Source organism: Alteromonas sp. ABE4_545, from assembly GCF_056161325.1.
The window spans coordinates 1-20,648 of record NZ_JBSWYY010000027.1 but is presented as its reverse complement, the minus strand read 5'-3'; the positions used below and the strand labels follow the sequence as shown (position 1 = coordinate 20,648).

Sequence of the window (20,648 nt, the reverse complement as noted above, 5' to 3'; positions counted from 1 at the left end):
CGGGCTTTGACCCAAAAAGGGCGCTTAATTCAGCGCCCTTTTTTGCAGTAGTACATGCACTTACAGCTGGGTAATTGGTACACCATTCGCTGAAACCATACGGTTTTCAAAAGTGATTTTTGTGGTATAAGTGCCGTCTTCAGTTTGGGTTATCACGCCCATTTGCAGATATTGGTCGAGCATAGGAGCAATCTCTGGCATCGCTTCCAATGCGTTTTTGCCAATGGTGATGCTATATTCTGCGTTGACCTTCTCGGGTAGCGTTTGCGCTTCGATATCAGCGAATGAAAACGCCGCTAAGTCTGCAGAGCCAGTTGATGTTACATCGACGTCTTTATAATTAAACGCTACATTATCGACATTAAGCTTAAGCGGGTTTTCGCCCATTGTGTTTAATAAGGTTTTTATCGATTCTGGATCTTCTGGGTCAAATGTTTGATTGAAGCCAGACATTACCTCTAAAAACGCTTCGCTTAATCCAGATAGACCAACGTCAACTTTAATATCTTTGACAACAACAGGTTCGACACTCTCAACGGTGACTGCGTCAGCATTAAAGGTATAACCCATGCTATACAGAGCCGCATCTAGCTTCTTGGTCGAAGTGCTCATGGTCATATTTTCAGCTTTCATGGCCATGCTATTGTCGCCGGTTATGGCAAAGTGGCTCATATTGCCGGTCATATCACCGGTATAGAGTGCGTCTTTCACTCGTTCCATATTGCCTTCGAAGTGCATTGCTCCTAGCTCAACACTGACTTTGCCCATTGGCTCCTGAATGACTGCAGTCATTCCTTCCCAGTCGAGGTTGTATACGGTGTTTTTGAAGTCTGTACCAGATTTACCTTCCATGTAAATGGGGTCGATGGTGAATTGATGCTCTTCGTCACTGAACACATATTGCTGTGTAGTGAACTCAGAATAGATAGTTTGTGTCAGCGCATTCAGTGACCAGCTAATTTGGTAATCTACACTTTCTATGAAAGGTTTGATTGTCTCAGAAAGGCTATCGTCGCCTAGGGTAAAGTCGTTATTACAGGAAACGTAAAACGGAAAAATCGTGCAGTGGTTATTCATGGTGATCGACATAGGTTCAATGTCATCCGCTGGCATGCCGATTTTCATGAAGTAATCTTCGGTTATTGTGATTGTTAGCTGATCTTCTCGAGAGAAAAAACTCGACGCATTGTTGGTGTAAACCGCGTCAAAGCCCAATTCTTTCAGCTGAGTGTTATACAAGTTAACCTGTTCTTGTATGGCAGAGTCGTAGGCATTACCTGTGTATATTGTTGCGCCACCAGCAACTAAAACAGCGCCTGCAGACAACAAGATGAGTGATTTTGCGTTCATCGTATCTCCTTTTTCTTCGTGCTCCATGCAAAGTAAAGAGCGAATGCGTCATTACGGCAGGAAGTCATTTCGCAAAAATAAATGAGGCCCATTAAACCAAATGGGCCTTGAGTATAAAACCGTACTTTGTACGGTATTACCAGATTTTTACACGCTCTTCAGGTGCAAGATATAAAGCGTCACCTGGTTGTACGTCGAATGCTTTATAAAATTCCGGCACATTGCGTACGGAACCGTTCGCACGGAAATGTGAAGGCGAGTGTGTGTTAGTTTCCACCTGGTTACGCAACGCTTCGTCACGGTATTTGTTAGCCCACACTTGGCCAAAACCTATGAACACTCGTTGGTCACCGGTAAAACCATCTAGTACAGGCGATGCTTCCCCTGCTAGTGACATATGATACGCCTTCAGTGCAATACTAATACCACCAAGGTCGCCAATGTTTTCGCCCAAGGTGTACTCACCGTTTACGTGCAAGCCTTCCAGCGCTTCAAAGTTATCATATTGCTGGATAAGTTTCGCGGTTCTTGCTTCGAACTCTTGTTTGTCAGCTTCTGTCCACCAGTTGCGCAATTTACCGTCGCCGTCGAACGTACTGCCTGAATCGTCAAAGCCATGACCGATTTCGTGGCCGATAACTGCACCAATACCACCGTAGTTAACGGCGTCGTCTGCATTCATATCGAAGAATGGCGGCTGTAGGATTGCGGCAGGGAATACAATTTCGTTGTGAGCAGGCGAGTAATAGGCGTTCACAGTTTGCGGGGTCATACCCCACTCGTGATCCCAAACCGGACCGCCTTGTTTCTTCAGCATCTCTTCATAAGCAACGTCAGAAGAGCGCTTCAAGTTACCGAACAAGTCGTCGCCTTTTACTGTTAGCGCTGTGTAGTCTTTCCACTGATCGGGGTAACCGATTTTTACGGTGAACTTTGACAGCTTATCCAATGCTTCTGCGCGGGTTTCATCGGTCATCCAATCGAGATCTTCAATACTAGCTTTGTAAGCTAGCAATAGATTGTTAACCATTTCCATCATGCGATCTTTCGCTTCAGGCGGGAAGTGCTTCTTCACATACACCTTACCGATAATTTCACCAACATGGTTGTTCAATAGGCCAACGGCACGGCGCCATAATGGGCGGGGCTCTTCAACACCGTACAGTACTTTGCTGTAGAAATCGAAGTTTGCTTCGTCTAGTGCTGTCGTTAGGTTACCCGAAGCAGCATTTAGCAAATTCCACTTTAAGAAGGTTTTCCAATCGTCCAGAGATACGTCTTGAATCAGGGCATCTAGGTTGCCCATAAATTCAGTTTGCATGACTACAAGACCATCGAGGTCAGTAAATTGGGCTTCTTTAAGGTAGGCGTCCCAATCAAACTTGCTCATTACACTTGGGAGGTCTTCAAGTGCGACTTTGTTGTAGTTAGCTGTCCAGTCGCGCGTCAGCTCTTTCTTCATATGCAGTTCAGCAATACGGCTTTCCAATGCCATCAGCATTTCAGCGCTCTCTGCTGGCTTATCAAAACCGGCTATATTGAACATGCGTTCTATGTGAGCGACGTATTTAGTACGAATGTTTTCCGACGCTTCATCATCTTTAAAGTAGAATTCGCGATCGGGCAGACCAAGGCCAGCCTGCCAGGTATATACCATATAGGTTTCAGGTGATTTGAAATCTGCATATTGGCCTAGCGCAAAGGGAGCGCCGAATCCATAACGGTTAGCGTAAGCAAAGTAGGTAGCCAATTCGCTGTAGTTACTGATGTCATCGATTTTAGCTAGCTCTGGTTGGATTGGCGTTAGACCTAGCGCGTCACGTTTTTCGGTGTCCATGTAGGCTTTATAGAAATCACCCACTTTTTGTTCATCACTGCCAGCTTTAAAATCACCTTCGGCCGAGGTTTTGATGATTGCCATCACGTCTTCTTGTGCTTCATCGCGCAAAATCTGGAAAGAGCCATACGAAGACTTATCAGCAGGGATTTCAATTTGCTTTACCCAAGCGCCATTGACGTAATTGAAGAAGTCATCTCCAGGTTTTACTGAAAGGTCCATATTGTCTTTCATGATCCCTGAACTTAATGCTTGTTGAGTCGCTGCGCTATCGGCAGTAGTTGATGAAGTTGACTCGGGTTGTGGGCTACAAGCTGCTAGAGCGAGCACTACACTTAAACTAAGTAATGAACGACGCATGAGTATTCCTGTCTGATTATTCGTTATTTGAGTGTGAAATGATTACGCATGTTGCCGCGTAAATTTTTATCAGCCTAATGTAATAGCATGTTGCAGAGCGAGGGAAAACAGGAAATGGTGATAATACACAAGTTGTAACAACTTAGTGGGATATAGCTGTTATAGTGTTGAAAAAAACAACAAAACCCTACAACGTTGAATGGAGCCCTTATGCCAATAAATTATGCTGATGTTTCCCCTTGTGATTATGCCGATGCACTACCTCGTGAGCAGTTTGTTGATTATGCCATTGCGCCATTATGGGCTGGGTGCCCGAGAATCGCAGGGCCAGCCTTTACGGTTAAATGTGAACCGGGTGACCATCTAATGTTACACGCAGCCATTTATCGTGCGAAGCCCGGAGATATCATTGTGGTAGAAGCAGATGATGCCTTTGCAGTTGCTGGTGGTAATGTGTGTGCTATTGCACAAAAACGTGGGGTTGCGGGGTTTGTGGTTGATGGTGTCATACGGGACCTCGCAGAGGTTAGAGAAATGCAGTTTCCTGTTTTTGCCCGTGGTGTAGTGCCGAAACCCGGTGCAAAAAAAGTAATAACGCCTTTGAATCAACCCATTGTTTGTGGTGGCGTAACGGTTCACGATCGCGATATTATCGTGGCTGACGAAGAAGGAATTGCTGTCATTCCTCACGCTAAAGCCCAAGAGACCTATGCCATTGGTAAGGCTAGGGGAGAGAAAGACGCTGCCATGAGCTTAGAGGAATGGCAAGCGCAACACCTTGAAAAAGTCGAATCCATCCTCACTAAGCTAGGTTTCGAATCCTGACCAAATTATCGAGCAGTAGTTAATGTTTTCATTCTTCGAGCGATTGACCCAACCTTTCCCAGACGATACGCCAAGCCAGCCCCCCAAAGGGCTGGTTGCGTTTTGTCGTCATTATACACAAGGCATGTGGAAGGTGATGCTCACCGTGTCTGTGCTCAGTGCCATTGTTGCTGCGCTCGAAGTGTTACTGTTTGGCTTCCTAGGGCAGTTAGTCGACTGGTTTAGTACAATTGAACGCGCAGATTTTCTCGAACAAGAGGCTGACCGCTTAATTTTGATGGGCGTAGTCATACTGCTCTTGATCCCCGGTTCGATACTATTGCGCTCGTTGTTTTCTCGCCAGTCATTACTCGGGAATTACCCCATGCGAATTCGATGGCAGGCACATCGCTACTTATTGGGGCAGAGCATTAGCTTTTTCCATAATGAATTTGCCGGCCGAATTGCCACTAAAGTAATGCAAACTGCGCTGTCAGTGCGCGAAACCGTGATGAAATTGCTCGATCTAATGGTGTATATCGGGGTGTACTTTATCTCGATGGTGGTTTTAATCTTCAGTGCAGATTGGCGCTTAGCTATTCCGTTATTAATTTGGCTTGGCGTATACATTCTTATTTTGCGCGTATTGGTGCCAAAGTTAAAAGCCGTGTCTCAGGCACAGGCGGATGCTCGCTCGGTAATGACCGGGCGTATTGTTGATAGCTACACCAATATTCAAACCGTTAAATTGTTCTCTCATTCTCAACGCGAAGCAACCTACGCACGAGATAGCATGGATAGGTTTTTGCACACGGTTTATCCGCAAATGCGCTTGGTCACCATTCTGGAATTTTGTGTTGAACTTGCCAATGCACTCTTGATCTTCACCATTGGCGCCATGAGTGTGTATTTGTGGTTAAACCAAATCGTGTCACCGGGCGAAATTGCCATTGCAGTGAGTTTATGTCTGCGATTAAACGGCATGTCTCATTGGGTCATGTGGGAAGTCGCGGGCTTGTTTGAACATCTGGGGACGGTGCAAGACGGTATTAACACGCTATCTAAACCCATATCAGTGCAAGACAAAACCAATGCCTCTGGTTTGTCAGTCAACGGCGGGGGAATTCACTTCGATAAGGTGAATTTTGCCTACCCGGGCGCAGACAATCAGTTGATCCACGTGTTCAAAAACTTAGATTTGCTGATCAAACCCGGCGAAAAAGTCGGGTTAGTGGGGCGTTCTGGTGCGGGTAAGTCAACTCTGGTGAACCTATTGCTGCGTTTTTACGATACTAACTCTGGTCAGATTGTTATTGACGGTCAGCCTATTGAATCGGTGAAGCAAGAAGACTTGCGAGCCAGTATCAGTATGGTTACCCAAGACACGTCACTGATGCATCGTTCGGTACGAGACAACATTATGTACGGCAAAACCGATGCAACGGAAGAGCAAATGATTGCGGCCGCCAAGCAGGCAGAGGCCCATGAGTTTATCTTGAGCTTGTCTGACAAAGACGGTCGTACAGGCTACGACGCACATGTAGGCGAGCGCGGTGTGAAACTTTCTGGTGGGCAACGCCAACGTATCGCCATTGCCCGAGTATTGTTAAAAGATGCGCCGATTCTGATTTTAGATGAAGCAACCTCTGCGCTAGATTCAGAAGTCGAAGCCGCGATTCAGGCTTGTCTAAATCGCGTGATGGAACAAAAAACCGTACTCGCCATTGCGCACCGCCTGTCGACCATTGCGCAGATGGACCGCTTGTTAGTGTTAGACAAGGGGCAAATTGTGGAAAGTGGCTCTCATGCAGAACTCATCGAGCAAGGCGGTATTTATGCCAAATTGTGGGCTCATCAAACAGGTGGCTTCTTAGGATTAGAGTAACGCCTTACCAAAATGACGAAATAGGCGCTAATATTCGCGGTTATTCTTCTAAAAAGTCTCAGAGGAATAACCAAGAATAGGGCGTTCATTCACTACAACTGGAAGTACAACAATGACTTTGGGCAATCGCATAAAGCAACTTCGTCAACAACAATCTATGAGTCAACCCGAGCTCTCTGAGAAGATGGGGATTGAGCAATCTTATTTATCCAAACTAGAAAACGATAAATCTATACCGTCCGCCGAGGTATTTAACGCTCTGTTAGATGCTTTTTCGGTATCAATCGACGCCTTCCTCGACAATATTGACTCAATATCTAGTGATGTAAAGCTGCAACAAATTCCACAAATAAAAGCGTTCACCGAAAAAGAAAAGCTCAAAACCGCGAGTTGGTTAAAGCATTACTTGTTGGGCTGTATATTGGTTTTATCTATAGGTTGTGGGTTGATCTATGGCGGTACGTCAAAGCACATTTTTTCTGAAACTCAATACGAATACTCATCAAAAGGCGTGGTTTATCCGGGTGAGCCGGAAGATATTTTTGTGGTGTGGCGTCATATTATGAGCAACGATCGCGATGCTATTGAAGCTAAGAGAAAACAAATGTATCAGCGCGAGAAAGTCGATGTGATGATCCTCCCTCAGTACGAAGGACGGCAAACGTCGCGTTTGGTTGAAGAGGGGTCCAGACTTTACTCCTTTATTGGTAAAGTCTCGGTACCTCAATATCAAAATGGCTTAATGACAGCCTTGGGTATCGTGTTTTTTATGCTTGGTGTACTCGGGCTCGCTTTTCAGCAAAAGTTTGCGGTGCTTCGCAACTAACCGAAAAACTACAGACGATGAAGCCGAGTGTTCATTTAGGGAAGGAAACCCGGCTTCTCGTCATCGCGTTTATGACTATTCTTGGGTTAACTCGACAGTGAGTTCGTAGGGGTAGACGTGACAAATTCCTCGTCCAATGCCAACGTCTTCAATGGTGAGTGTTTGGTATCCTGTTTTTTCAATAGTCAATTCGTAAAACCCTGCGCGTTCAGCCAACATGGCGATGGCCGTATCATCAGAGCATGCCGTGCCATCATTAATGGCTGTCTCTGAATAATCCACATTCTGTTCATTATCAATTGCAGTAACGGTAACGTCACAGGCAATGGGGGTGGCGTCACCGTTGTCGATTATCGACAACGACAGCCCGTATGTAACATCAGTGGTGCAACTTACCGGTTCCGTAATGGGGTCAAATTCTGTGATGTATAAGGAATATTCGTCATCTGCTATTTGTTTATTACCATCTATTCTTATCACGGTCGGATAGCCAAACTCCTCATCGTACTCCACTTCAATCGACTCGACGGTACTCTCCTCAAGTGCAATCAATGCGAAGAGTTCGTCAATAGTGAATACTTCAAAATCGGATGTTCTGAGCGCCTTATTTGTGTCGGCGATCACTTGTGAAACGACTTCATCATCTTCCACGAACACCTTCCGTGTTTGTACGGCTTCATCCAAACAAAAACAAGATTTCCGATAACTGAGTTGATAAGTGTCGATGTTCTTATTTTCCCACTTAGAACGGCTTTCATTGAGCTTTGCTAAAATATCATTCGAATCGCTATTACAAGCGGTGATTAACCCGCAACATAAAGCAGCGAAACCAAAACGCGTTCGACCTAACATAAATCCCTCTTTGTCATGTTCACGTATTCAGGAGCGAATAAAGCATTGAATGCTTAGTGAACGTTATAACGAGCCTTGTGAACTGTCAAACGGCTTGCACATTTGAGTCAGTAGGATGTATGGCATGATATGCGCCGTGGTTTTTCCAACACCAATAAACTACTTGTAACTCGGGGTTTGTTGAGTATAATACGCGTCCCTCCCTTGCGATACCGCACTTTCCTCCGAAAAGACGTCAATCACAAGGGTAGTGTAAGTTGTGCCTTAGGGCCTACAGGGGTGTAGTTCGAATTGGTAGAACAGCGGTCTCCAAAACCGATGGTTGGGGGTTCGAGTCCCTCCACCCCTGCCAGATTAAGGCGTTGTGCTCGGCGAATCTTCGCAAAGTGTAGCGTGTATAGTAAAGCGGTAATGCTAGGATCGTGAGATGAGCGAAAAAACGGAAAGTAATTCAAATCCACTTGATATGTTGAAATGGTTGATCACCATTGCGTTGTTGCTAGGCTTAGTTGTAGCAAACAGCATGTTGGGTGAAATTTCAGTATTGTATCGTGCGTTGGCAGCGGTAGTGATCGTGGCAGTAGCGGGCTTTATCGCTGCGAGCACTGAGAAAGGCCAAGCTTTTCTGACGTTTGCAAAAGAATCACGAATCGAAGTGCGTAAGGTTGTATGGCCTACTCGCCAAGAAGCAAACCAAACAACATTGATTGTTATGGCTGCAACGGCAGTGATGTCACTGATTCTGTGGGGTCTAGATGGCATCATCGTACGTCTAGTTAGCTTCATTACCGGCATTGGAGCGTAAAATGTCTGAAGAGAATCAACAACCAGAAGTCGCGAAAAAACGTTGGTATGTCGTTCAGGCATACTCTCAGTACGAATCGCGCGTAAAGAAAACGCTACTTGAATACATCAAAATGCACGGCATGGAAGATTACTTCGGGCAGGTACTCGTACCTACTGAAGAAGTGGTTGAGATGCGTGCAGGCCAAAAACGTAAATCAGAGCGTAAGTTCTACCCTGGTTACGTTTTAGTTGAAATGGCAATGAATGAAGATTCATGGCATTTGGTAAAAAGCGTACCTCGCGTAATGGGCTTTATCGGTGGCACATCTGATCGTCCTATGCCGATTTCTCAACGCGAAGCAGATGCTATTTTGAACCGTCTAGAAGAGTCGGTTGATAAGCCAAAACCAAAAACATTGTTCGAGCCGGGCGAAGTGGTACGTGTTATCGACGGTCCATTTGCCGACTTCAACGGCGTAGTCGAAGAAGTCGACTACGAGAAGAGCCGAGTGAAGGTTTCTGTATTGATTTTCGGTCGTTCAACGCCAGTAGATTTGGAATTCAGCCAAGTCGAAAAAGGCTAAACGTCTGTTTTGAAGTGTAAAAGGCGACGAGAGTCGCCTTTTGTGCATCTTAATTAGTAAACGTAAGGATAAAAATTTCAGCTTTGCTGTTATTTTGTACTTGCGTGCGAAGTGCGCATCATCTATAATTTGCGCCCTTTTATTTGGAACGGGAAGCCACTTGAGCAAATAAACTCATTATTTGCGAGGCGTTTGACCCAATAACGAGAGCATTAAACAATGGCGAAAAAAGTCACTGGCTTAATCAAGCTACAGGTTGCAGCTGGCGCTGCTAACCCTTCACCACCCGTTGGTCCTGCACTAGGTCAACACGGTGTAAACATCATGGAATTCTGTAAGGCTTTCAACGCGAAAACTGAAAGTCTTGAGAAAGGCGCTCCAGTACCAGTAGAAATTACTGTATACGAAGACCGTTCTTTCACATTCGAAACTAAAACGCCTCCTGCGTCATTCTTGCTTAAGAAAGCTGCTGGCATCAAGAGTGGTTCTGGCCGTCCTAACACTGAGAAAGTGGGTACTGTTACTCGCGCTCAGTTGGAAGAGATTGCTAAAACTAAAGAGCCAGATCTTACTGCAGCTGACCTTGACGCTGCTGTTCGCACAATCGCGGGTTCTGCTCGCTCAATGGGCTTGAACGTAGAGGGATAATCGAATGGCTAAACTAACTAAACGCGCTCGTCTAATTCGCGAAAAAGTTGACGCAACTAAAGAATACGATATCAACGAAGCTATCGCTTTGTTGAAAGAGTTGGCAACTGCTAAGTTCGCAGAAAGCGTAGACGTAGCAATCAACTTGGGTATCGATGCTAAGAAATCTGACCAAAACGTTCGTGGTGCAACTGTACTACCTAACGGTACTGGTAAAGAAGTTCGCGTTGCCGTATTTACTCAAGGCGCAAACGCAGAAGCAGCTAAAGAAGCTGGTGCTGACGTTGTAGGTATGGAAGATTTAGCTGACCAAGTTAAGAAAGGCGAGCTAAACTTTGACGTTGTTGTTGCCAGCCCAGACGCAATGCGTGTTGTTGGTCAACTAGGTCAAATCCTAGGTCCACGTGGCCTAATGCCTAACCCTAAAACTGGCACTGTAACGCCAGACGTAGCAACAGCTGTTAAGAATGCTAAAGCTGGTCAGGTTCGCTACCGTAACGATAAGAACGGTATCATCCACGCTAGCATCGGTAAGATCGCATTCGAACCTCAGCAAATCCAAGAAAACTTGGAAGCGTTGCTAGAAGCATTGAAGAAAGCTAAGCCTTCTTCTGCTAAAGGTTCTTACTTCAAGAAAGTTAGCTTGAGCACCACTATGGGCGCAGGCGTAACTGTAGACAAAGCGACCGTAGGTCAGTAATTGTCTCGCCAACCTGGATGAGGTTGGCTCTCTTAAAGGTTATGGGTTGGAGCTGTTAACACTCGCCAAAAGCGAAATTTAATAGCTCCCGTCCAAGACCGCAGGTGTAGCGCAGCGAAAGAGGTAAGAGAACTTTCGCATTCAATGCACTACTTAATCGCGAAAGCCTGCGCAGACGGTGGTTTGGCTCAGACTCTCTGGGGTAACAAACACCGTAGAGCGGTGCCATCAATGATGTTGGCATCAATCTGTGAACCCTGATTAAGGCGGGTAACCAAGTTAATCAGATACAAAGAGGTGAACTCAGTGGCACTAGGTTTAGCAGCAAAAAAAGAGATCGTAGCAGAAGTTTCTGACGTTGCGTCTCGCGCTCTATCCGTTGCCGTCGCTGAATACCGTGGGATGGAAGTTGCAGAACTTACTGACCTTCGTGTTAAAGCTCGTGAACAAGGCGTATACCTTAAAGTTGTACGTAACACACTAGCTAAGCGCGCATTGTCAGAAACTAAGTTCTCAGACTTGGAAAGCGCTCTTACTGGTCCGCTTATCTACGGTTTCTCAATCGATGCACCTGGCGGTGCAGCACGTCTTTTCAAAGACTTTGGGAAACAAAACGATAAGCTTAAAGTAACTGCACTTTCAATTGGTAGTGGTCTACTAGGTCCAGAGAAATTGGACGCAGTGGCTTCACTTCCGACTCGCGACGAAGCGCTTGCAAAACTACTTGCAACCTTCAAAGCACCGGTTGGCAAATTCGTTCAAACTATCAACGAAGTGCCTACCAAGTTTGTGCGCGTATTGGCGGCGATCAAAGACGAGAAGTAATTTTCGTTTTTGGCATATTGATTTTTTTAACATTTTAATCCCAGGAGTTTAGAGAAAATGGCTCTAACTAAAGAAGATATCTTAAACGCGATTGCTGAAATGCCAGTTATGGAATTGGTTGAGCTAATCGAAGCAGCTGAAGAAAAATTCGGCGTTGAAGCTACTGCAGCTGTTGCTGTAGCTGGTCCTGCTGTTGCTGCTGAAGCTGCAGAAGAAAAGACTGAGTTCGACGTAGTTATGACTTCTTTCGGCGGTAACAAAGTTGCTGTTATCAAAGCAGTTCGCGGCGCAACTGGCCTAGGTCTTAAAGAAGCTAAAGAAGTAGTTGAATCTGCTCCTAAAGCTATCAAAGAAGGCGTAAGCAAAGAAGAAGCTGAAGCACTTAAGAAAGAGCTTGAAGAAGCTGGTGCAGAAGTTGAAATCAAGTAATTTGCATTAGCAAATTGCTAGCCAGAAATGGCTTAGGCTGGTGGTTTTTTTGACCACCAGCCTTTTTGCGCTGTAGGGTGTACAGTTTTTGCCCTTGACTGTCATTCACCTAGCGCCTAAGGTCAAAACACCATTTAAAGCATAAAACCAACGACTTAACTAAAAATTGGTTAATTTTTGGTGTATGCTGGTGTGATGCCCGAATTAAAGGGTAGTGGAAGTTTGTTGTTTAATGTGGTTTCAACGCAATGTATACGGGGGATTCCGTCACTACGTGCGCTTTGCAGTAACATATTAGACAGCAGGTTGGGTCATAAATCAGCAGGCTGAGGAACCCATGGTTTACTCTTATAGCGAAAAGAAACGTATCCGTAAGGATTTTGGCAAACGCCCACAGGTATTGGAAATTCCATACCTTCTTTCAATTCAGCTTGATTCATTCAAAAAATTTATTGAAGTCGATGCCGATGGTCAATACGGTTTGGAAGCAGCATTCCGTTCAGTATTCCCCATCAAGAGCTACTCAGGCAATTCAGAGCTTCAGTACGTCAGTTACCGTTTAGGTGAACCTGTTTTTGATGTTAAAGAATGTCAAATTCGTGGTGTCACTTATTCAGCTCCATTAAGAGTAAAACTGCGCCTGGTATTATTTGATAAAGAAGCAGCTCCCGGTACCGTAAAAGATATCAAAGAACAAGAAGTGTACATGGGTGAGATTCCGTTGATGACTGAAAACGGAACCTTCGTAATCAATGGTACAGAGCGTGTTATCGTTTCTCAGTTGCACCGTTCTCCTGGTGTATTCTACGACCACGATAAAGGTAAGACGCACTCTTCTGGTAAGGTGTTGTATAACGCACGTGTTATTCCTTACCGTGGTTCTTGGTTAGACTTTGAGTTCGACCCGAAAGATAACTTGTTCGTTCGTATTGACCGCCGTCGTAAGTTGCCAGCAACTATCATCTTGCGCGCATTGGAAATGACAAGTGAAGAAATCTTATCTACCTTCTTCGACACGGTTCAAATCCGTATCGATAACGGTGTGATGAAGATGGAAATCGTTGCTGATCGCCTTCGCGGTGAAACTGCTGCATTTGATATTAAAGATGCAGATGGCAACGTACTTGTTGAGACTGGTCGTCGTATTTCAGCGCGTCATACTCGTGCACTTGAAAAAACGGGCATCACTGAACTAGAAGTACCAGTAGAGTACTTGCTAGGTCGTGTTTACGGTCGTACTTATATCAACGAAGACACAGGCGAAATCATTGTTAATGCTAACGATGAGACTACCCTTGAGAACATGGCTGAGTTGAGCCAAGCGGGTATCAAAGAATTCGAAACTCTTTATATCAACGAGCTTGACCACGGTTCTTACATTTCAGATACCTTGCGTATTGATAGCAGCACAAACCGCCTTGAAGCATTGGTAGAGATCTACCGCATGATGCGTCCTGGTGAGCCGCCAACAAAAGACGCAGCAGAAACTCTATTCGACAACTTGTTCTTCTCTGACGAACGTTATGACCTATCTTCTGTAGGTCGTATGAAGTTCAACCGCCGCCTAGGTCGTGAAGAGTTGACTGGTTCAGGTACCCTAGATAAAGAAGACATCATTGATGTGATGAAGCAACTTATCTTGATCCGTGATGGTAAAGATGAAGTTGATGACATCGATCACTTAGGTAACCGTCGTATTCGTTCTGTTGGCGAAATGGCAGAAAACCAATTCCGCGTTGGTCTAGTGCGTGTTGAACGTGCTGTTAAAGAGCGTTTGAGTTTAGGCGATCTTGATAATGTTATGCCTCAAGACCTAATCAACGCTAAGCCAATTTCTGCGGCAGTGAAAGAATTCTTCGGTTCTTCACAGTTGTCACAGTTTATGGATCAGAACAACCCATTGTCAGAAGTAACGCACAAGCGTCGTATTTCTGCATTAGGCCCAGGTGGTTTGACTCGTGAACGCGCAGGCTTTGAGGTTCGAGACGTACACCCGACTCACTACGGTCGTCTATGTCCAATCGAAACTCCTGAAGGTCCAAACATCGGTTTGATCAACTCATTGGCGAGCTTTGCACGTACCAATGACTTTGGTTTCTTAGAAACACCTTTCCGTCGTATCGTCGACGGTGTTGTGACTGATGAAATCGATTATCTGTCAGCAATTGAAGAAGGCCAGTTTGCAATCGCACAGGCTAACGTTGCATTGACAGAAAACGCTGAACTACTTGATGACTTGATCCCATGTCGTCACCGTGGTGAAACAACCTTGATGCCGAAAGAAGACATCAAATACATGGACGTTTCTCCACAGCAAATCGTTTCTATCGCTGCAAGCATCATCCCGTTCCTAGAACACGATGACGCTAACCGTGCATTGATGGGGGCGAACATGCAACGTCAGGCTGTTCCAACACTACGCGCTGATAAGCCGCTAGTTGGTACGGGTATGGAACGTACTATCGCTGTTGACTCAGGTGTTACTGTAGTTGCTAAGCGCGGTGGTATGGTCGATTACGTAGACGCTAGCCGTATCGTTATCAAAGTTGATGAAGACGAAATGGTTGCTGGTGAAGCGGGTATCGACATTTATAACCTGACTAAGTACACACGTTCTAACCAGAACACTTGTATTAACCAGCGTCCTACTTGTAGCGTTGGCGACCCAATTGTGGCTGGTGATGTATTGGCTGATGGCCCGTCAACCGATTTGGGTGACTTGGCACTAGGTCAAAACATGCGTATCGCATTTATGCCTTGGAATGGTTACAACTTCGAAGACTCGATTTTGATCTCTGAGCGCGTAGCGCAAGAAGACCGTTTCACTACTATCCACATTCAAGAGCTTAGCTGTATCGCTCGTGATACTAAGCTTGGGCCAGAAGAGATTTCTTCTGATATCCCGAACGTGGGTGAGTCTGCATTGAGCAAGCTTGACGAATCAGGCGTTGTTTACATCGGTGCAGAAGTTAAAGGTGGCGATATCTTAGTAGGTAAAGTAACGCCTAAAGGCGAAACTCAGCTTACCCCTGAAGAAAAGCTACTACGTGCAATCTTTGGTGAGAAAGCGTCTGACGTAAAAGACACGTCACTACGTGTTCCTAACTCAGTACACGGTACGGTAATTGACGTTCAAGTCTTTACTCGTGACGGTGTTGAGAAAGACAAGCGCGCGCTTGAAATCGAAGACATGCAGTTGCGCCAAGTGAAGAAAGACTTGTCAGACGAATTCAACATTCTTGCTGACGGTATCTTTGCTCGTGCACAAAACTTGTTGCTAAAAGCTGGTGTGGCTCAAGAGAAACTTGACGCTGTTCCTCGTGAAAAATGGTTTGATATGCCATTGCAAAATGAAGACGCTCAAAACGAGCTTGATCAGATTGCAGAGCAACATGAAGAAATCAAGAACGACTTTGATAAGAAGTTTGAAGCCAAGCGTCGTAAGATCACTCAAGGTGATGACCTAGCGCCAGGCGTATTGAAGATCGTTAAGGTTTACCTAGCGGTTAAACGTCATATCCAACCAGGTGACAAAATGGCCGGTCGTCACGGTAACAAAGGTGTTATCTCGACTATCCAGCCTGTAGAAGATATGCCTTACGATGCTGATGGCACGCCAGTAGACATCGTATTGAACCCTCTAGGTGTACCGTCTCGTATGAACATCGGTCAGATCCTAGAAACCCACTTGGGTATGGCGGCACACGGTCTTGGCGTTAAGATCGACCGTATGATTAAAGAGCAGCGAGAGCTAGCTGAACTCCGTGAATTCTTGAAGAAGGTTTACGAACTTGGTGAGAATCACCAAGAAGTAGACATTGATAACTTCACTGATCACGAAGTACGTCGTCTAGCTGAAAACCTACGTAAGGGTGTGCCTGTAGCAACACCTGTATTCGATGGTGCTCGCGAATCTGAAATCAAAGAAATGCTGAAGCTAGCTGATATTCCAGAAAGCGGTCAGATTGCTTTGTTCGACGGTCGTACCGGTCGCGAATTTGAGCGTCCAGTAACGGTTGGTTACATGTACATGCTGAAACTTAACCACTTGGTTGACGATAAGATGCACGCACGTTCTACAGGCTCTTACAGCCTAGTAACGCAGCAGCCTCTAGGTGGTAAAGCACAGTTCGGTGGTCAGCGCTTCGGTGAGATGGAAGTGTGGGCACTAGAAGCATACGGTGCAGCGTATACGCTACAAGAAATGCTAACTGTGAAATCGGACGACGTTAACGGTCGTACGAAGATGTACAAGAACATTGTTGATGGCGACCACAGAATGGAGCCAGGCATGCCTGAATCCTTCAACGTATTGCTTAAAGAAATCCGCTCGTTGGGTATCAACATCGAGTTGGAAGAAAAGTAATTCGGCATTTGCCATTCTTTGATTAAGGTGGCCCAGTTCGCTGGGCCATAGTGACTGACTCCGCTGGGAGAGTATTGTGAAAGACTTATTAAAGTTTCTTAAACAACAAAATAAGACTGAAGAATTCGATAATATTCGTATCGGTCTTTCATCACCGGACATGATTCGTTCATGGTCATTCGGTGAAGTGAAAAAGCCGGAGACCATCAACTACCGTACGTTCAAGCCTGAACGCGACGGTTTGTTCTGTGCGCGTATCTTCGGTCCAGTAAAAGACTATGAGTGTTTGTGCGGTAAGTACAAGCGCCTTAAGCACCGTGGTGTAATCTGTGAAAAATGTGGCGTTGAAGTAACGTTAACTAAAGTACGTCGTGAGCGTATGGGTCACATTGAATTAGCAAGCCCGGTTGCACACATCTGGTTCCTTAAATCATTGCCGTCACGCATCGGTTTGATGCTTGATATGACACTTCGTGACATCGAGCGTGTACTTTACTTCGAATCATTCGTAGTAACTGAACCTGGTATGACTACCCTAGAGCGTAGCCAACTTCTTAACGAAGAAGAATACCTAGATTCACTTGAAGAGCACGGCGATGAATTTGAAGCTAAAATGGGTGCGGAAGCGATTTTCGACCTATTGAAAGTGCTTGATGTTGACGGTGACGTTGCATCAATGCGTGAAGAGCTACCTTCAATCAACTCTGAAACCAAACGTAAGAAAATCACTAAGCGTTTGAAGTTGCTTGAATCATTCCAGCAGTCTGGCAACAAGCCAGAGTGGATGATTATGACAGTGTTGCCAGTATTGCCACCAGACCTACGTCCGTTGGTACCACTAGATGGCGGCCGTTTTGCAACATCAGATTTGAACGATCTTTACCGTCGAGTCATTAACCGTAACAACCGTTTGAAGCGTCTTCTAGACCTTGCAGCACCAGACATTATCGTACGTAACGAAAAGCGTATGCTACAAGAATCTGTTGATGCCCTACTAGATAACGGTCGTCGCGGCCGCGCTATCACAGGTTCTAATAAACGTCCTCTTAAATCACTTGCCGATATGATCAAAGGTAAGCAAGGTCGTTTCCGTCAGAACTTGTTGGGTAAGCGTGTTGACTACTCAGGCCGTTCAGTTATTACCGTTGGTCCTACACTGCGTCTACACCAGTGTGGTCTGCCTAAGAAAATGGCTTTGGAATTGTTCAAACCATTCATCTACGGCAAGCTGGAAGGTCGTGGTTTAGCCACAACCATCAAAGCAGCGAAAAAATTAGTAGAACGTGAAGCGCCGGAAGTATGGGACGTACTAGACGAAGTGATTCGTGAACACCCAGTACTACTAAACCGTGCACCAACACTTCACCGTTTGGGTATTCAAGCGTTTGAACCTACCCTAATCGAAGGTAAAGCGATTCAGTTGCACCCATTGGTGTGTGCGGCTTATAACGCCGACTTCGATGGTGACCAAATGGCGGTTCACGTACCTTTGACCATCGAAGCACAGCTAGAAGCTCGTGCACTGATGATGTCAACGAACAACATCTTGTCACCTGCGAATGGTGAGCCAATCATCGTACCTTCACAGGACGTTGTATTGGGTCTTTATTACCTAACGCGTGACAAAGTTAACGGTGTAGGTGAAGGCATGGTATTTACCAGCCCGAACGAAGCAGAGAAAGCATACCGCACAGGTAACGCTGAACTGCACTCACGCGTTAAAGTACGTATTACTGAATACGATGTAGCAGAAGACGGCTCTAAAGTTGAAAAAGTAACACTAACAGACACCACTGTTGGTCGTGCGATCTTCTCGTTGATTTTGCCAAAAGGCTTGCCTTTTGAAATCATCAACAAACCAATGGGTAAGAAGCAAATTTCTGGCCTATTGAATGCTTGCTACCGTACGCTTGGTTTGAAAGATACGGTAATTGCTGCTGACCAAATTATGTATACCGGTTTCCACTACGCGATGATCGCGGGTGCGTCAGTTGGTATCGATGATATGGTTATCCCTGATGCGAAGAAAGACATCATCGATGCAGCAGAAGCGGAAGTTATCGAGATTCAGGAACAGTTCCAAAGCGGTCTTGTAACAGCCGGTGAGCGTTACAACAAAGTTATCGATATCTGGTCAAATGCGAACGAAAAAGTCGCTAAGGCGATGATGGATAACCTTAAGACCGACATCGTAATCAATGCGAAAGGCGAAGAAGAAGAGCAATCATCATTTAACTCTGTTTATATGATGGCTGACTCGGGTGCTCGTGGTAGTGCCGCTCAGATTCGTCAGTTGGCTGGTATGCGTGGTCTGATGGCTAAGCCAGATGGCTCAATCATCGAAACACCGATTACGGCGAACTTCCGTGAAGGTCTTAACGTACTACAGTACTTTATCTCAACTCACGGTGCTCGTAAGGGTCTAGCCGATACGGCATTGAAGACAGCTAACTCAGGTTACTTGACTCGTCGTCTAGTAGACGTTGCGCAAGATTTGGTTATCACTAACGACGACTGCGGCACGTTTGAAGGCGTGAGCATGACACCTCTTATCGAAGGTGGTGACGTTGTAGAACCGCTACGCGAGCGTGTACTTGGTCGTGTTGTAGCTGAAGACGTGTTTAAACCTGGTACTGACGAAGTACTAGTAGAACGTAACGTGTTGCTAGACGAAGCACTAGTAGACATGCTTGAAGCCAACTCAGTTGACCAAATTCAAGTACGTTCAGTAATCACTTGTGATAACGACTTTGGTGTATGTGCGAAGTGTTACGGTCGTGACCTTGCACGTGGTCACATGGTTGGTAAAGGTGAGTCTGTTGGTGTTATCGCGGCTCAGTCAATCGGTGAACCAGGTACACAGCTTACCATGCGTACGTTCCACATCGGTGGTGCGGCATCACGAGCGTCAGCTGAAAACAGCGTTCAGGTTAAAACTGCTGGTAGCTTGAAGCTACACAATGCCAAATACGTTCGTAACACAGACGGCAAGATCGTTATCGTTTCACGTTCAACAGAACTAACGATGATCGATGATCAGGGTCGTGAGAAAGAACGTTATAAAGTACCTTACGGTGCGGTATTGTCAGTTGATGACGGTACTACAGTTGCAGCGGGCGATATCGTTGCTAACTGGGACCCGCATAGTCACCCAATTATCGTTGAACGTGCATCTAAGATCTCGTTTGCCGATATTGATGATTCTAACACCGAGATGCAGCAAGACGAGCTAACTGGTCTAACGCGTATCGTTGTTAAAGATCTTTCTAAAGTTAACGCTAAAGAGCCGAAACTAATCCTAGAAAGTGAAGAGTTTGGTTTACAAGAAATTCGTCTTCCAAGCTTTACCACTATCGAAGCGAAAGAAGGCAAAGTGGCTAACGAAGGTGACGTGCTAGCACGTATTCCTCAGGAAAGCTCGAAAACACGTGACATCACGGGTGGTCTACCGCGCGTTGCTGACTTGTTCGAAGCGCGTAAGCCTAAAGAGCCTGCTATCTTGGCTGAAATTTCAGGTACCATTGGTTTCGGTAAAGAGACTAAAGGTAAGAAACGCCTAGTTATCACACCTAAAGACGGTGATGCATACGAAGAGATGATTCCTAAGTGGCGTCAGCTTAACGTATTCGAAGGTGAAACAGTTGAACGCGGTGAAGTTATCGCTGACGGTCCTGAGTCACCACACGACATCCTACGTCTACGTGGTGTGAGTGCGGTATCTAACTACATCGTGAACGAAGTTCAGGAAGTTTACCGCCTACAGGGTGTAAAAATTAACGATAAGCACATTGAAGTCGTTATCCGTCAGATGCTACGTAAGTGTATTATCACAGCACCAGGCGACAGCATGTTCCTAGAAGGCGAACAAGTTGAAGTTTCTGCAGTGAAGATCGCAAACCGTGAACTGGAAAAGCAAGGCAAATTGGGTGCCCTTTACGAAATCCAACTATTGGGTATCACTAAAGCCTCATTGTCTACAGAGTCATTTATCTCTGCTGCGTCGTTCCAGGAAACAACACGCGTACTTACTGAAGCCGCTGTACAGGGTAAAGAAGACGATCTACGTGGTCTGAAAGAGAACGTTATTGTTGGTCGATTGATTCCAGCAGGTACGGGCTTCGCTTACCACGAGAAACGTGCTCAACGCCGTGCCGACGCAATGGCTGAATTGTCAGTTTCTGCAGAAGAAGCTGAACAGGCATTGACTGAAGCATTGAACGCAGAAGTATCAAACGAAGCGTCAAGCGAAGAGTAAGCGTATTGTCATAGAAGGCGGCGAAAGCCGCCTTTTTTATGTGACCGGTCGCGAAGCGACAGAACACCACGGGTTTACCCGTGGATGAATGAGTCCGAGGCCTGTATGCTACGAAGATGGAAGTACGAGTCTCATCACATG

14 protein-coding genes and 1 tRNA gene are annotated in these 20,648 nt (G+C 45.6%); 12 read left to right on the top strand and 3 right to left on the bottom strand.

Going from position 1 to position 20,648, the window contains the following annotated elements; translation table 11 throughout:
* Positions 1-60: 60 nt before the first annotated feature.
* A complete protein-coding gene (locus tag ACXAH6_RS17240) occupies positions 61-1,350 on the bottom strand; it encodes a DUF945 family protein (protein ID WP_474878840.1) in 1,290 nt (429 codons plus the stop codon).
* Positions 1,351-1,486: 136 nt separating this feature from the next.
* On the bottom strand, positions 1,487-3,547 hold the full coding sequence (locus tag ACXAH6_RS17235; RefSeq protein WP_474878838.1) for a M13 family metallopeptidase: 2,061 nt from the start codon (positions 3,545-3,547) through the stop codon (positions 1,487-1,489).
* Positions 3,548-3,757: 210 nt separating this feature from the next.
* Between ACXAH6_RS17235 and ACXAH6_RS17230 the strand changes: the two genes are divergently transcribed.
* The 3 genes from ACXAH6_RS17230 to ACXAH6_RS17220 all read left to right on the top strand — a co-directional run bounded on the left by ACXAH6_RS17230 (position 3,758) and on the right by ACXAH6_RS17220 (position 7,062).
* Positions 3,758-4,372: an RraA family protein gene (locus tag ACXAH6_RS17230; protein ID WP_474878837.1), complete on the top strand. Its 615-nt coding sequence runs from the start codon at positions 3,758-3,760 to the stop codon at positions 4,370-4,372.
* Between the two features lie 22 nt (positions 4,373-4,394).
* Positions 4,395-6,236, top strand: coding sequence for an ABC transporter ATP-binding protein (locus ACXAH6_RS17225; protein WP_474878836.1), 1,842 nt, complete (start codon positions 4,395-4,397; stop codon positions 6,234-6,236).
* A gap of 112 nt (positions 6,237-6,348) precedes the next feature.
* Positions 6,349-7,062: a helix-turn-helix domain-containing protein gene (locus ACXAH6_RS17220; RefSeq protein ID WP_474878834.1), complete on the top strand. Its 714-nt coding sequence runs from the start codon at positions 6,349-6,351 to the stop codon at positions 7,060-7,062.
* 75 nt (positions 7,063-7,137) lie between these two features.
* Here ACXAH6_RS17220 and ACXAH6_RS17215 read toward each other — a convergent pair whose 3' ends face one another.
* Entirely contained in the window at positions 7,138-7,914 is a 777-nt protein-coding gene (locus tag ACXAH6_RS17215) for a DUF6174 domain-containing protein (protein ID WP_474878833.1), read from the bottom strand.
* 275 nt (positions 7,915-8,189) lie between these two features.
* On the opposite strand from ACXAH6_RS17215, the gene ACXAH6_RS17210 reads away from it, so the two are divergent.
* The 9 genes from ACXAH6_RS17210 (at position 8,190) to rpoC (ending at position 20,507) form a co-directional block, all read left to right on the top strand.
* Positions 8,190-8,266 (top strand) — tRNA-Trp (locus ACXAH6_RS17210).
* Between the two features lie 75 nt (positions 8,267-8,341).
* Complete coding sequence (secE, locus tag ACXAH6_RS17205; protein ID WP_474878832.1) at positions 8,342-8,719, top strand: preprotein translocase subunit SecE; 378 nt, start codon at positions 8,342-8,344, stop codon at positions 8,717-8,719.
* A 1-nt stretch (position 8,720) separates the two neighbouring features.
* The gene (gene nusG / locus ACXAH6_RS17200) at positions 8,721-9,284 is read left to right on the top strand and encodes a transcription termination/antitermination protein NusG (protein ID WP_474878831.1); all 564 of its coding nucleotides are present in this window, start codon (positions 8,721-8,723) and stop codon (positions 9,282-9,284) included.
* 219 nt (positions 9,285-9,503) lie between these two features.
* On the top strand, positions 9,504-9,932 hold the full coding sequence (gene rplK, locus ACXAH6_RS17195) for a 50S ribosomal protein L11 (protein ID WP_474878830.1): 429 nt from the start codon (positions 9,504-9,506) through the stop codon (positions 9,930-9,932).
* Between the two features lie 4 nt (positions 9,933-9,936).
* A complete protein-coding gene (gene rplA / locus ACXAH6_RS17190) occupies positions 9,937-10,632 on the top strand; it encodes a 50S ribosomal protein L1 (protein WP_474878828.1) in 696 nt (231 codons plus the stop codon).
* Positions 10,633-10,938: 306 nt separating this feature from the next.
* Positions 10,939-11,457 (top strand): 50S ribosomal protein L10, encoded by a 519-nt coding sequence (gene rplJ / locus ACXAH6_RS17185; protein ID WP_474878826.1) that lies wholly within the window; start codon positions 10,939-10,941, stop codon positions 11,455-11,457.
* A gap of 57 nt (positions 11,458-11,514) precedes the next feature.
* Positions 11,515-11,886, top strand: a complete 372-nt coding sequence (rplL, locus tag ACXAH6_RS17180) for a 50S ribosomal protein L7/L12 (RefSeq protein WP_474878824.1) — start codon at positions 11,515-11,517, stop codon at positions 11,884-11,886.
* Positions 11,887-12,223: 337 nt separating this feature from the next.
* Positions 12,224-16,252: a DNA-directed RNA polymerase subunit beta gene (gene rpoB, locus ACXAH6_RS17175; protein ID WP_474878822.1), complete on the top strand. Its 4,029-nt coding sequence runs from the start codon at positions 12,224-12,226 to the stop codon at positions 16,250-16,252.
* A 76-nt stretch (positions 16,253-16,328) separates the two neighbouring features.
* Positions 16,329-20,507, top strand: coding sequence for a DNA-directed RNA polymerase subunit beta' (gene rpoC / locus ACXAH6_RS17170; RefSeq protein WP_474878821.1), 4,179 nt, complete (start codon positions 16,329-16,331; stop codon positions 20,505-20,507).
* Positions 20,508-20,648: the final 141 nt, after the last annotated feature.